Here is a 13,726-nt window from a genome sequence, read left to right as displayed (position 1 = left end):
GCGCGGCACGCTCAGAGATCGCTGAAGTCGCGCCGCAGGGTCGGCAGTCCCACGCCGGCGGCGTCGAATCCGCCGTCCACTGCCACCACCTGGCCGGTTATGTACGACGCCTCAGGCGCACAGAGAAAGCCGATGCCTGCGGCGATTTCTTCCTCCGAGCCGTAGCGCGCCAGCGGAATCGCGGCGTGGTAGTCGGCCCTTATTTCAGGCGTGTGGACCTGCCTGGCCATGGCCGTCTCCACCGGGCCGGGGGCGACGGCGTTGCAGCGGATGCCGATGCCGGCCAGTTCCACGGCCTGTTGCTTGGTGAAGTGGATCAGCGCGGCCTTGCTGGTGCCGTAGGCCACGCGCAGCGTGCTGGCGCGCAGGCCCGAAATGGAAGCGATGTTGACGATGGCGCCGCCCTGGCGGCGCAGCAGGGGCACGCAGGCCTGGCTGCAGAGGAAGGCGCCATCGAGGTTGGTGGCCATCACGTGGCGCCACTCCTCGAAGCTGGTGGACACCAGCGGCTTGAACACGGCCACCCCGGCGTTGTTGACCAGCGCGTCGATGCGACCCCACGCGGCGTCCACGCTGGCCACCAGCGCATTCACCTGTGCCGGGTCCGACACGTCGACCTGCTGCGCCAGCGAACGGCCCGGGGACTCGCGCTCCAGCGCGGCCTGCGCGGCGGCCAGCGTGGGGCCGTCCTTGTCCACCACCACCGTGCGCCAGCCGCGGGCGAGGAACCAGCGCGCGCTGGCCAGCCCGATGCCGCGCGCCGCGCCGGTGATGACGGCAACCCTTTCGGAGACGGGGTGTGCCATGGACTTCAGTTCCGCGTCTGGTCCACGAGCTTGTTCTTGGCGATCCACGGCATCATGGCGCGCAACTGCGCACCCACCACTTCGATGCTGTGGTCGGCCGTGGTGCGCCGGCGCGCCGTCATGCTCGGGTAGTTGGTGCGGCCCTCGGCGATGAACATCTTGGCGTACTCGCCGTTCTGGATACGCTTCAAGGCATTGCGCATGGCCACGCGCGACTGCTCGTTGATCACCTCCGGCCCGGTCACGTACTCGCCGTACTCGGCGTTGTTCGAGATCGAGTAGTTCATGTTCGCAATCCCGCCTTCGTAGATCAGGTCCACGATCAGCTTCAGCTCGTGCAGGCACTCGAAGTACGCCATCTCGGGCGCATAACCCGCTTCCACCAGCGTCTCGTAGCCCATCTTGATGAGCTCGACCGCACCACCGCACAGCACCGCCTGCTCGCCGAACAGGTCGGTCTCGGTCTCTTCCTTGAAGTTGGTCTCGATGATGCCGGCCTTGCCGCCACCGTTGGCCATGGCATACGACAGCGCCAGGTCGCGCGCCTTGCCGCTCTTGTCCTGGTGCACCGCCACCAGGTGGGGCACGCCCCCGCCCTGGGTGTAGGTGTTGCGCACGGTGTGGCCCGGCGCCTTGGGCGCGACCATCCACACGTCCAGGTCGGCGCGCGGCACCACCTGGTTGTAGTGCACGTTGAAGCCGTGGGCAAAGGCCAGCGAGCCGCCCTGCTTGATGTTGGGCTCCACGTTGTTCTTGTAGACCTCGGCGATCTGCTCGTCGGGCAGCAGGATCATGACGACGTCAGCGGACTTCACCGCTTCCTTGACCTCGAGCACGTTCAGGCCGGCCTTGCCGACCTTGTCCCACGATGCGCCGCCCTTGCGCAGGCCCACCACCACCTTCACGCCGCTGTCGTTGAGGTTCTGCGCATGCGCATGGCCCTGGCTGCCGTAGCCGATGATGGCCACCGTCTTGCCCTTGATCAGGGAGAGGTCGCAGTCCTTGTCGTAGAAAACTTTCATGGTCGTTGCCTTCAGATGGGATGGGAGGGGACTTCCTCGCCCGGCTCGGTGCGGACGGAGGGATGGGTGGACAGGAGGTTGAACGCCGCTTGCACCACGGCGGAGGGTGAAATGCGCGCCACGCTCTCCAGGCGCGTGGCGTAGCCCACGGGAATGCGCGGTGCACCCAGGCGCGCCACGCGGCAGCCCGTGGCCTGTGCGGCGGTGGCTGCAATCTCGGCGCCGAAGCCGCCGGCCTGCACCGCGTCGTGCACCACCAGCAGGTGACCGGTGCGGGCGCAGTCGGCGAGCACGGCGTCGCGGTCCCACGGCCATAGGGTGCCCAGGTCGATGACGCTGGCCTGCACGCCTTGCTCAGCGAGCTGTGCGGCCGCAGCCGACGCGGTGTGCACCGCGGCCGACCAGCTCACCAGCGTGAGGTCGGCGCCGCGGCGTAGCACATGGGCCTGGCCCGGGACGCAGGCAATGGATTCGTCCACTTCGCCTTCCAGGGTCCAGAGTTCCTTGTTCTCCATGTAGATCACCGGGTCCTCGCCTTGCAGGGCCTGGGTGAGCATGGAATAGTTGTCCTGCGGGGTGGCCGGGCACATCACCACCACGCCGGGCAGATGGGCGAACCAGGCTTCCAGGCTTTGCGAATGCTGCGCGGCCGAGTTGGACCACATGCCGATGGGCATGCGCATCACCAGCGGCACGCGGCCCTGCCCACCGAACATGTAGCGGTTCTTCGCCGCCTGGTTGACGATCTCGTCCATGGCGCACATGGCGAAGTCGACCACGCGCAGTTCCACCACGGGGCGCATGCCCACCAGCGCCATGCCCACGCCGGCACCCACGATGGTGGCTTCCGAGATGGGCGTGTCCACCACGCGATCGGGGCCGAAGCTGGCCTGCAGGCCCTTGTACTGGCCGAAGATGCCGCCGCGTCCCACGTCTTCGCCCAGCACCACCACGCTGGGGTCGCGCTGCATGGCGTTGGACACAGCGCGCACGGCCGCCTCGGCATAGGTCATTCGGTTCAGTGCCATGTGCCGGCTCCGGTGGTCTGGATGTCGGTGAAGGCGTGCTCGGGGTCGGGCGTCGGCGAGGCGTTGGCGAACGCCACGGCGTCGTCGATCTCGGCCTGAACGGCGGCATCCACCGCGTCGAGTTCGGCGGCGCTGGCGCCCAGCGCCTGCGCACGTTCGCGCGCCTGGCGCAGCGGGTCGGCCTCGATGGCCCCGCGCAGGTCTTCCGGATCCCGGTAACCCTGCTGGTCCACCGACACGTGGCCGCGCACGCGCCAGGTCAGGGCGTGCAACAGGTGCGGCCCCTGGCCCGACCGAACCTGCGCCACCAGGCGGCCCGCCGCCTCGAACACGGCCTCGATGTCGTTGCCGTCCACCGACTCGCCGGGCACGCCAAGCGACGCACCACGCGCCACCACACCCGGTCCGGCGGTGAGGCCGGATGTGGCGGTGGTGGCCGAATAGCGGTTGTCCTCGCACACGAAGAGCACGGGCAGGCGGTACACGGCGGCCCAGTTGAGCGCCTCCAGGAAAGGTCCGCGGTTGGTGGCGCCGTCGCCGAAGAAACACACCACGATGTCGGGCTTGCCTTGCAGCTTGAGCGCCTGCGCGGCACCACAGGCGATGGGCAGGCCGGCGGTGACCACGCCATTGGCGCCCAGCATGCCCACGGAGAAATCGGCGATGTGCATGGAGCCACCCTTGCCGGCGTTGTTCCCGTCGGCCCGTCCAAACAGCTCGGCCATCATGCGGCGCATGTTGCCGCCCTTGGCCAGCGTGTGGCCGTGGCCGCGGTGGGTGCTGGTGAGCAGGTCGGTGCGATTCAGGTGGGCGCACACGCCCACGGCCACCGCCTCCTGGCCGATGGAGAGGTGCAGCGGCCCGCGCACTTTGGCGCGGTCGTCCATCTTCGCGCCCAGCACCTGCACGCCGCCCTGGCTGGCCACTTCGGCCGCGAGCTCGAAGGCGCGGATGCGCGCCATGGTTCGGTAGAGATCGATCATTGGGGTGTTGCTCACAGGGCCACGAGGGAGATCCACGGCACGGCCGCGATGATCACCACGCCGACCAGCAGGGCCGCGAGGTAAGGCCAGATCGCGCCGATCACTTCATCGGGCTTGGCACCGCCGATGCGGCACGCAATGTAGAAGCCCACGCCGATGGGCGGCATCATCAGGCCGATGTTCATGGCGCAGACGATCACCATCGAGTAGTGGATGTCGTTGATGCCGAGCGTCTTGGCAATGGGAAACATGATGGGTGCGAGCAGCAGCACGGCGGGCAGGCCTTCGAGCAGGCAGCCCAGCACCACGAACACGACGATGGTCACCGCCATGAAGCCCATCCAGCCGCCGGGCAGCGTGGTCAGGAACACCGAAAGCTGCTGCACCACACCGCTTTGCGTGATGGACCAGGCCATGGCCGACGCCGCGCCCAGCACCAGCAGCACCGCACCCGAAAGCGCCGCCGTGTCCACCAGCATGTTGTAGAACCTGCGCAGGCCGATGCCGCCATAGAGCACATGGCCCACGAACAGCGCGTAGACCACGGCCACGGTGGAGACTTCGGTGGCGGTGGCCACGCCTTCGCCGACCGCGCTGCGAATGATGAAGGGCAGCACCAGCGCGGGCGCAGCCACCAGCAGGAAACGGCCCACCATCCGCATGGGCGCGCGTTTCGCGCCGTGCATGTCTTCGTTGCGCGCCTTCCAGCGGGCCATCACCAGCAACACCGCCAGCAGCACCATGGCCACCACGAAGCCGGCCTGGAAGAGCCCCGCGATGGACACGCCAGCCACGGCGCCGAGCACGATCAGCACGATGCTCGGCGGTACGGTGTCGGCCATGGCCGCGCCGGTGGCGAGCAGGGCCACCATCTCACGCGGCTTGTGCCCGCGACGCTTCATTTCCGGAAACAGTGCCGGCGCCACGGTGGCCATGTCGGACACCTTGGACCCCGAGATGCCGGAGACGATGAACAGCGATCCCAACAGCACATACGACATGCCGGCCTTGATGTGGCCCAGCAGCGAGGCCAGGAAGTCGACGATGGCCTTGCCCATGCCGGTGACGTCGAGCACACAGCCCAGCAGCACGAAGATGGGCACGGAGACCAGCACCAGGCTGGACATGCCTTCGTCCATGCGGCCAATCACCACGGTGACGGGCACGTGCGTGGAGAAGGCGAGGTAGCACACCGCGCCGATGCCGAAGCAGAACGCAATGGGCACGCCGGAGACCAGGCACACGACGACGAAGCCGATGAGAAAGATGGCGATGTTGGTGGTGCCCAGCTTCATCAGTTGCGGCGACAGTGCCCAGCAGGCGCCGGCGATGGCGGCCACCACCACCGCAGCGAGGGCGAGGTCGGTCTTGCGCACCGTGCGCCCGGCGTAGATGAGCACCATGGCCAGCATGGCGATGAAGCCGAACGCAATCGAGCTCACCCGAAACGTGTTGGGCAGGTCCAGGGCCGGCGTGTGGATGTACCACTCTTCCTTTGCGTACCCGATGGCCGGGCCGATCAGGGCGATCAGCAAAGCCGCAACCGCCACCAGCGCGAACGCATGGACGAAGGCGCGTGGGCGCGGCGGCAACATGTCCACGAACAGACTCAGGCGGAGGTGCTCGTTGCGGTGCACGGCAATGGCAGCACCCAGCATGGTCAGCCAGATGAACGAGAGCGAAACCACTTCGTCCGACCAGATGATGGGTTTGCCGAACACGTAGCGCGAGATCACGCCCACCAGCAGCAACACCGTGATGTTGAGCATGAGCAGCGCAGAGAGCGCCTCGATCGGCCGCATCCACAGCGGGCTGGGACGCGTCTCGTGAGAGACGCCGCCGCCTTCCAGCGCGTCGCCGACGTCGGCAGCCGGCACCCCGGCAGAAGATTGAGTCATAAGGAAGTGAAAGAAAAAAGACCCGCAACGCACGCCGGGTCAGATCGAGAGGCACCGCGGATCCGGCTCCGCCGGTCCGCCAGTGCCGCCCCCCGAAGGGGGGTCGCGCGAAGCGCGGCGGGGGGGTTAGCCCAATTTTCCGGTGTACTTCTCCATCACCGCCCAGGCCTCGTCACCGAACTTCGCCTTCCATTCGGCGTAGAAGCCCGCGCTGCGCAGCTTGTCGCGGAACGGTGCCGTGTTGGGCGTGTTGAACACGATGCCCTTGGCGGTCAGGTCCTTCTGCAGCGTGGCTTCGTTGGCGGCCACGTCCACGCGCTCCTTCATGGCAGCGTCGTTCAGGTGCTTGGCCACGATGTCGCGGATGTTCGGCGGCAGGCGGTCCCAGGCGCGTTTGTTGATCAGCGTCCAGAAGCCGTCCCACATGTGGTTGGTGAGCGAGCAGTATTTCTGCACTTCGTAGAGCTTGAAGTTGGAGATGACCGCGAACGGGTTCTCCTGGCCGTCGGCCACCTTGGTCTGCAGCGCGGTGTACATCTCGGAGGCGTTGATCGAGATCGGCGAGGAGCCGAAGGCCTTGAACATGGAGGTCCACAGTGGCGACACCGGCACGCGGATCTTGAAGCCTTCCAGATCGGCCGGCGTCACGATGGGCTTGGTCGACGTGGTCGTCTGGCGGAAGCCGTTGTCCCAGATCTTGTCGAGTGCGACCAGGTTCACTTTGGCAATCTGCGCGCGGATGTAGGCGCCGACGTCGCCGTCCATGGCTTTCCACACCGCGTCGTAGTTGGGGAAGGCAAAGCCCAGGCCGTTGAGCGCGGTGGGGGTCACCAGCGTCGAGAGGATCAGGCCGGAGAGGTTGAACATCTCCACGCCACCGGAGCGCAACTGGCTCAGCGTGTCGGTGTCGGAACCCAGCTGGTTGCTCGGGAAGAGCTGGATCTCCATGCGGCCGTTGGTTTCCTTCTTGATCGCTTCCACCGCTTCCTTGGCGCGCACGTTCATGGGGTGCGCCGGCGGCTGGTTGTTGGCGTACTTGAAGGTGAATTCGGCGCTCTGGCCGTAAGCCAGTTTCAGCGGTGCTGCGCAGCTGGCCGCTGCGATGCCCGTGGCCTTGATGAGGGTGCGGCGGGAAAAGGTCATCGTCTGTCTCCTGTCGTTGTGGTGCGGGGTGAAGAAAAGGGGAGCGATCGACTCAGGCAGCGACACCCTGGGCGGGTGTGGCGGCCGGAATCTCGAACAGGTTGCGAATGAAAAGGCCGCTGGCCAGAAACCCGCCATCCACGCCCAGGGTCTGGCCGGTGATGAAGGCGGCGTCTTCCGAGGTAAAGAACAGCACCGCACTGGCCACCTCCTGCGCCGAGCACAGGCGGTTCATGGGGCACGCGGCCAGCAGGGTGGATTGCTTCGAACTCCCATGCAGCGTGCGGATCATCGGCGTGTCCACGAAGCCGGGTGCGATCGCATTCACGGTCACGCCCCATTCGGCCACTTCGATGGCGAACTGGCCGGTCATGGCGATCAGCGCGGCCTTGGACGTGCCGTAGGCCAGGCGGCCCGTGCCGGCGCGCACACCACTGATGGAGGACACGTTGACGATGCGACCCCAGCCGCGCGCCTTCATGCCCGGCAGCACGTGCTGCGTGAGCACCATGGGCGCCGTGACGTTGACCGCCAGCGTGGTGTTCCATTGCGACAGGGCCACGTCGGTCGCGGGCTGCGTGAGTACGATGCCGGCGTTGTTGATCAGGATGTCGATCACCGGGTGGCGTTCGCCCAGTTTCGCCAGCATGGCGCTCACCGCCACCATGTCGGCCAGATCCACCACGAAGGCTTCGGCCTGTCCACCAGCGTCCACGATGGCCTGGGCGGCTTGCTGCGCGGTGGGGCCGTTGCGGTCCACCACGCAGATGATCGCGCCCTGGCGAGACAGCCCGTGGGCAACGTCCAGGCCGATGCCGCTGGCGGCGCCCGTGACCAGGGCGACCCGTCCGGAGTGTGGCCTGGATTGGTTCATCGTGTCGTCGTCCGGGGTTTTAGTTCATTATGTGAAGCGTCTTGCCGATCTTGGCAGCGGCGCAGGTGGCCTGGGAAGAGGGATGCTGCGGAGTGGAGTCAGAATTCGGTTCAACATGTAGACCAGGCACCACGGGTTTTTACCAACATGACCGACACAGGACTTGCCACCGGCGAGACACCGGGCGCCCAGACGCTGCGGCGCGGACTGGCCATTCTCAAGCTGCTGGCGCGCAGCCAGCCCGATGGCATGCGCATCAGCGACATCGGCCGCCGCCTGGGCCTGAGCAAGGCCACCGCCGTGCGCCTCACCCAGACCCTGGTGGACGAGCGCTTCGTCGTGCACGATGCCGCCTCGCGCTGCTACCGCCTGGGCCCGGAGACCTTCGCGGTGGGACTGGCCGCCGAACCCAGCTACACCCTGCAGCGCCTGGCCATGGTCTCGCTGCGCGCGCTGGCGCTGGAAACCGGCGACTGGGTGTTCTTCTCGGTGGTGCAGGGCTTCGAGGCCATCTGTCTTTCGCGCGAGACGGGCGACGTGCCGATCCCGCCCGATGCCCTGCGCGTGGGCGACCGGCACCCGCTGGGCGTGGGTGCGGGGGGTCTGGCCATCCTGGCTGCGCTGCCCGAAGACGAAGCCGAGGCGGCGCTGCGCGCGAACGGTGCGTTCATCGACAAGCACTATCCCAAGTCACCGGTCTCGGTGATCCGTCCCTTGCTGCAGGAAACGCGCGAACGCGGCTACGCGATCATCCCGGGCATCGTGGTGCCGCACTACTGGGCGCTGGGTGTACCGTTGTTGCGCCAGGACGGCCGGCCCGTGGCGGCCATCGTGCTGGTGACCAGCGAGGCCCGCCTGCACCCCATGCGCAGGGCGGTGCTGGGCGAGCGCATGCTGCGCGTGAGCCGCGACGTGATGAGCCGCGCCGAGCAGGAGGGATCGGCTTGAGCGCAGCCGATGTTCAACGCCCCGAAACCAGCGCTTCCACCTCACGGCCGAGCTCGATCACCGCCAGCGCGTAATAGCTGCTCCAGTTGTAGCGCGTGACCACGTAGAAGTTCTCGGTGCCCGCCACATACGTGGACGGTGCGCCTGCGTTTTCGAGTTCCACCAGCGCGAGCTTGCCGCTGTGTTGCGCGGCAGCAGGGCTGTCGATCACCGCGCCTCTGGCATTGAAGCTCTCCACGCTGAAGCTGGGCAGGATGTCCGGCGCCAGCAGGGTGCTCAGGTCCTCCCTGCTCTGGTTCGGGTCGAAACGCACCGGGTAGTGGGTGGGCAGGCCGCTTTGCCAGCCAAAGGCCTTGAAGTAGTTCGCCACGGAGCCGATCACATCGGCCGTGCTGTTGAACAGATCGACCTTGCCGTCGGCGTCGAAATCGATCGCGTACTTGACCCAGCTGCTCGGCAGGAACTGCGGCCAGCCCATGGCGCCGGCGTAGCTGCCGAGCAGGCTCTGCGGGTCGGCGCCGCTGCGTTCGGTGAGGCTCAGGTACTGCTCGAGCTCACCGCGAAAGAACTCGCTGCGGGTGGCTGCGCGAGGGTGGCTGGCGGGAAAGTCGAAAGCCAGCGTGCTGAGCGCGTCGATCACCTTGTGCGTACCGGTGTGGCGGCCGTAGAGCGTTTCCACGCCGATCACGCCGACGATGAGGCTGGCGGGCACGCCGTACTCCGCCTCGGCTCGCGCCAGTGTTTCACGGTTCGTTTCCCAGAACTGCTGGCCGGCCCGCAGGCGCACGGGTTCGATGAAGCGGGCGCGGTAGGCCGCCCAGTTCTTGGGTGTGCCGCTGGGTGCGGGCTGCATGAGGCGGATCACCACCGGCAGGCGCTGGGCCTGGCCGATCTGCTGGCGCACCCAGGCGGGGTCGAGGTCGCGGCGCTGGGCAAGGTCGGTGGCGAAGGCCATGGCAGCTTCGCTCTGTGCGTAGAAATAGGGCGCTGGGGCGGGACGAGCGCCGGGGCGTGTCTTGGCCGGGCTGCCCTGTGCCCAGGTGTTGCCGGCAAGGGCGAATACAGTGACCGCCAGCAGGGCGGCGTGCGTCAGGATGCGGGAGTGGAATTTTTTCTGGGCCATGCCAGTTGCCTGAACTCGCGCTGCAAGGCGGCGAGGGTGATGGGATTCGTGGAGTCGGGGCGGCTGTAGCGCAGGGCTTCGAGCCGAAGCAGCCATTGTGCAACGTCGGTCTGGGCGCCAAACCGCTGATCCACCTGGCGCGCCAGCTCGCGCGCAGGCGTGTGGTCGGCGCTGGCAATGCCCAGGGCCTGCAGGCGCGTGCGCGCCCGGCGCAGAAGGCGAAGCCAGGGATCGTGCTGCTGGCGTTCCCACAGGGTCCACGCCGCGCCCAGCAGGCTGGCGATCACCAACACGCCGAGCAGCACGGTCACGAGGTCGCTCCAACTCGGCGACTGGAAGCCCAGGTTCCTCAGCAGGTCGAGCTGGCGACCCTGCGTGTAGTTCAGCACCCACTGGCTCCAGCGGTTGTTCACAGCCTCCCACACGTCGCGCAACTGCGTGAGCAGCGTGGGATTGAAATTGCGCAGTGCGCCGGCCAGCGCGCCTTCGGGCGCGGTGAGCCGCTCCAGCGAGCCGATGCGCCCGGGCGACACGGCCGACGTGGGGTCCACGCGCACCCAACCCTGGCCTTGCAGCCAGACTTCGGCCCAGGCGTGGGCGTCGCGCTGTCGCACCGTCCAGAAACTGTCCATGCCATTGAGTTCGCCGCCCTGGTAACCGGTCACGATGCGCGCCGGGATGTCGAGTGCCCGCATGAGCACCACGAAGCTGCTGGCGATGTGCTCGCAGAAGCCCTGCCGGCGGTCGAACCAGAACTCGTCGGCGGTGTGCTGGCCGTAGACACCGGGCTCGAGCGTGTAGCTGTAGCCGCCGGTGCGCAGGCGCTCGAGCACGGCATCGATCAGCGCCGGGTTCGAGTTGCCATGCTGGCGCCGCAGTTCCTGGGCGAGCGCCAGCGTGCGCGGATTGAAGCCGGGCGGCAGCTCGATGTGGTCCTGCAGCGCCACCGCAGGCTCCTGCGGACCATGGCGAAATTCGGTGTGGCTTTCGGCGCGGTAGCGCACCGTGCTGCCGATGGGGCGGTCGGTGACCCATTGCAGCTCGCGTGTCATGCGCACGCGCACGCCGGGCACTTCCGGCGCCTGCGGTGCCGCTTCCAGCAGGAACAGCCAGGGCCGGCGGTTGGCTTCCATCGTCACCTCGTAGCGCACGGCGTCGCCCGAAACCCTCAGGTCCGAGGGCAACGCCATCGCGTCGGGGAAGCCCGATCGAACGGGCCGCCATTCCGCGCCATCGAAATCGCTCAGCACGGGGCCGCGGAAATACAGCTGGCCTTGCGGCGGCGGCGGGCCATCGAACTTCACCCGCAGCGCGATGTTCTCGTCCAGCACCAGCTGGGCGATCTGTCCCACCCGCATGCTGTTGGACAGGCCGCTGCGCCCGGCCGCGTCGTCGCCCGGTGTGCCCCACAGCGGCGAAAGGCGCGGAAACAGGAGGAACAGCACCAGCATGATGGGCGCGCCCATCAGGGCCATGCCGCCGGCGATGCGCGCGGCCTGGCCCAGGGTGGGGCGACCCACCGGCATGTGGGCATTGACCAGCGCGGTCAGCAGCGCCATGAGCGCGACCAGAATGCCCGCCGCAGTGAGGAGCGTCTGGGAATAGAAGAAGTGCGTGAGCAGCATGAAGAACGAGAGGAAGAAGATCACGAAGGCGTCGCGGCGTGCGCGCATTTCCAGCGTCTTCAAGGCCAGCAGCACCACGATGAGCGTGACGCCCGCGTCGCGCCCCAGGATGGTGCTGTGGGTGGCCCAGGTGGCGCCCAGCAACAGCGCGAGCAGTCCCACACGCCAAGGCCAGCCGGGCAGGGGCAGGCCGCGCAGCGTGAGGGTGGTGCGCCAGACCAGCACACAGGCCGTCAGCAGCCCGCACCACCACGGAATGTGACCCACCTGCAGGAACACCACCCAGCCGATCACGGCGAGCAGGAAGAGGGTGTCGCGGGTCTCGCGCGGGAGACTGGTGGCCGATTGCCGGAGTTGTTTCAGCACAGCGCCAGCGCCTCCAGGCAGCGGGCGCGGTGCGCAGCGCCCTGGTCAGGAGCAATCTCGCGGCCCGGCACGCGCAGACCGTAGTCCAGCCCCAAACGGTCGGCCATCAGCACCCAGGCGGTCAGGCGCGAGAGGCGTGCCTCGGCGCTGGCGGCACCGCATTTCGCGTGGTCCAGCCAGAGCTGCTGCCGCTGACTGGACAGCGCGTCGCGACTCACCAGTTCATCGCGACCCGATGCAAACGCCTGCGCGGCCTTCTTCCACACCACGGCCTTCATGGGATCGCCGCGCTGGTACGCGCGCACGCCGTCGAATTCGCCGGTGCTCTGCACGCGGGCCAGCCCCGAACTGCCCGCCTGCGGCTCACCCGGCGGCAGCGGGGGCGGATGGCTTTCTGGCTCGGGATACACGAGCACCGGCGACGCCGGTCGCCACACGGTCCAGACGCGGAAGGTGCCCAGCGGAAACAGCGTGTGGGCGGTGAGCGGCGCCAGTGTGTGAAGGCCCCGGCTCGGCGCGGGCCAGCTCACCTGCAGCGTGGCGCTGCCTTGCGCGGGCACGTCCGTCCAGGCCAGCGGGGCGTGCGCTGTGTCCACGCCGATCACGCCCATGCCGATGCCGTAGCGGGTGCGCGGGCGTTCGCTGGACAGGCGCACATCGAGCAGCGCCGCCTGCCCCGCGTGCACTGGCTCGGGCGGGTGCAGGTGCAGCGTGGTGCCGCGAAGGTTGCCGTGACACACGTGCATGCCCACGGCGGCGGTGCCGGCGAGCAGGAAGGTGAGCAGGTAGCCCAGGTTGAGCTGGTAGTTGATGCTGGCCAGCAGCAGGATGAGGAGGGTGAAGGCCAGCATCCAGCCCGCCCGTGTGGGCAGGATGTAGACGTTGCGCTGCGTGAGGGTGAGGGTGTCGGTGCGGGGCAGGCGGCTGTGCCACCAGTGCTGCACACGCTCGCGAGCCAGGCGGATGGGGTTGTCCATCGCCTAGGGCAGAGGCACGGCTTCCAGCATGGCGCGCACCTGCTCCACCGGGCCGCGTCCCGCGTCCCGAACCGGAATGAGCCGGTGCGACACCGTCTGCGGCAGGATGGCAGCGATGTCGTCGGGTGCCACGTAGTCGCGGCCGTTCAGGTAGGCCTGGGCCTTGGCCGAACGCACCACCGCCAGCGCCGCGCGGGGCGAGAGCCCCTGTGCAAACCAGCGGCCACTGCGGGTGGCAGCCACCAGGTCCTGCAGGTATTCGAGCACCGGCTCGGCGGTGTGCACCTCGCTCACCGTGTGCTGCAGGTCGGCCAGGTCGGAGGGTGTGAGGGCAGCGGGCAGGCGTTCGAGCATGTCGCGCCGGTCCTGGCCACGCAACAGTTCGCGTTCGGCGGCGCGGTCTGGATAGCCGATGGACAGGCGCATGTGGAAGCGGTCCAGCTGCGATTCGGGCAGGGCGTAGGTGCCGAGCTGGTCGTGCGGGTTCTGTGTGGCGATCACGAAGAAGGGTTGGGGCAGCGCACGGGTTTCGCCTTCCACCGTGACCTGCTTTTCCTCCATGGCTTCGAGCAGCGCGCTCTGCGTCTTCGGGCTGGCGCGGTTGATCTCGTCGGCCAGCAGCACCTGCGCAAACACGGGGCCGGGATGGAAAACGAAGTCCTCGCGGCCACGCTCGTAGATCGACACGCCCACCAGGTCGCTGGGCATGAGATCGGCGGTGAACTGCACGCGCGCGAACTGCAGGCCGAAGGACCGGGAGAGGGCGTGCGCGAGTGTCGTCTTGCCCACGCCGGGAACGTCCTCGATCAGCAGGTGTCCACCGGCCAGCAAGCACGCCACACAGTCCGAAACCTGCTGCGATTTGCCCACGATCACCGTGTTAAGCTGATTCAGCAACAGTTGGATTCTTGTGTCGGCTTGCATGCCGCGAAC

The 13,726-nt window shown here is 67.8% G+C and carries 12 protein-coding genes; 1 reads left to right on the top strand and 11 read right to left on the bottom strand.

The window, feature by feature from the left end; genetic code table 11:
• Positions 1–11: 11 nt before the first annotated feature.
• From ACTIEY_RS00655 to ACTIEY_RS00625, 7 genes are all read right to left on the bottom strand, one after another.
• The gene (locus ACTIEY_RS00655) at positions 12–806 is read right to left on the bottom strand and encodes an SDR family NAD(P)-dependent oxidoreductase (RefSeq protein ID WP_439517215.1); all 795 of its coding nucleotides are present in this window, start codon (positions 804–806) and stop codon (positions 12–14) included.
• A gap of 5 nt (positions 807–811) precedes the next feature.
• Positions 812–1,828, bottom strand: coding sequence for a ketol-acid reductoisomerase (gene ilvC / locus ACTIEY_RS00650; RefSeq protein WP_439517214.1), 1,017 nt, complete (start codon positions 1,826–1,828; stop codon positions 812–814).
• An 11-nt stretch (positions 1,829–1,839) separates the two neighbouring features.
• Positions 1,840–2,856, bottom strand: coding sequence for an alpha-ketoacid dehydrogenase subunit beta (locus ACTIEY_RS00645; RefSeq protein ID WP_439517213.1), 1,017 nt, complete (start codon positions 2,854–2,856; stop codon positions 1,840–1,842).
• Positions 2,847–3,839: a thiamine pyrophosphate-dependent dehydrogenase E1 component subunit alpha gene (locus ACTIEY_RS00640; protein ID WP_439517212.1), complete on the bottom strand. Its 993-nt coding sequence runs from the start codon at positions 3,837–3,839 to the stop codon at positions 2,847–2,849. Before ACTIEY_RS00640 ends, ACTIEY_RS00645 begins: the two co-directional genes overlap by 10 nt.
• A gap of 11 nt (positions 3,840–3,850) precedes the next feature.
• Positions 3,851–5,737, bottom strand: a complete 1,887-nt coding sequence (locus ACTIEY_RS00635) for a TRAP transporter large permease (RefSeq protein WP_439517211.1) — start codon at positions 5,735–5,737, stop codon at positions 3,851–3,853.
• A gap of 126 nt (positions 5,738–5,863) precedes the next feature.
• The gene (locus ACTIEY_RS00630; protein ID WP_439517210.1) at positions 5,864–6,880 is read right to left on the bottom strand and encodes a TRAP transporter substrate-binding protein; all 1,017 of its coding nucleotides are present in this window, start codon (positions 6,878–6,880) and stop codon (positions 5,864–5,866) included.
• Between the two features lie 52 nt (positions 6,881–6,932).
• The gene (locus ACTIEY_RS00625; protein ID WP_439517209.1) at positions 6,933–7,754 is read right to left on the bottom strand and encodes an SDR family NAD(P)-dependent oxidoreductase; all 822 of its coding nucleotides are present in this window, start codon (positions 7,752–7,754) and stop codon (positions 6,933–6,935) included.
• A gap of 147 nt (positions 7,755–7,901) precedes the next feature.
• On the opposite strand from ACTIEY_RS00625, the gene ACTIEY_RS00620 reads away from it, so the two are divergent.
• Complete coding sequence (locus ACTIEY_RS00620; protein WP_439517208.1) at positions 7,902–8,702, top strand: IclR family transcriptional regulator; 801 nt, start codon at positions 7,902–7,904, stop codon at positions 8,700–8,702.
• A 13-nt stretch (positions 8,703–8,715) separates the two neighbouring features.
• On the opposite strand, the gene mltB is transcribed toward ACTIEY_RS00620, so the two are convergent.
• From mltB to ACTIEY_RS00600, 4 genes are read right to left on the bottom strand one after another with little or no spacing between them, the layout of a single operon-like run.
• A complete protein-coding gene (mltB, locus tag ACTIEY_RS00615; RefSeq protein ID WP_439517207.1) occupies positions 8,716–9,825 on the bottom strand; it encodes a lytic murein transglycosylase B in 1,110 nt (369 codons plus the stop codon).
• Complete coding sequence (locus ACTIEY_RS00610) at positions 9,792–11,813, bottom strand: transglutaminaseTgpA domain-containing protein (protein ID WP_439518248.1); 2,022 nt, start codon at positions 11,811–11,813, stop codon at positions 9,792–9,794. Before ACTIEY_RS00610 ends, mltB begins: the two co-directional genes overlap by 34 nt.
• Entirely contained in the window at positions 11,810–12,793 is a 984-nt protein-coding gene (locus tag ACTIEY_RS00605) for a DUF58 domain-containing protein (RefSeq protein ID WP_439517206.1), read from the bottom strand. Before ACTIEY_RS00605 ends, ACTIEY_RS00610 begins: the two co-directional genes overlap by 4 nt.
• Before the next feature lie 3 nt (positions 12,794–12,796).
• The gene (locus ACTIEY_RS00600; protein WP_439517205.1) at positions 12,797–13,717 is read right to left on the bottom strand and encodes an AAA family ATPase; all 921 of its coding nucleotides are present in this window, start codon (positions 13,715–13,717) and stop codon (positions 12,797–12,799) included.
• Positions 13,718–13,726: the final 9 nt, after the last annotated feature.

The organism is Hydrogenophaga sp. (genome assembly GCF_051858985.1).
Taxonomy (GTDB): domain Bacteria; phylum Pseudomonadota; class Gammaproteobacteria; order Burkholderiales; family Burkholderiaceae_C; genus Hydrogenophaga.
The sequence above is the reverse complement of the archived record's forward strand: the minus strand, read 5'-3'. Positions and strand labels throughout refer to the sequence as shown.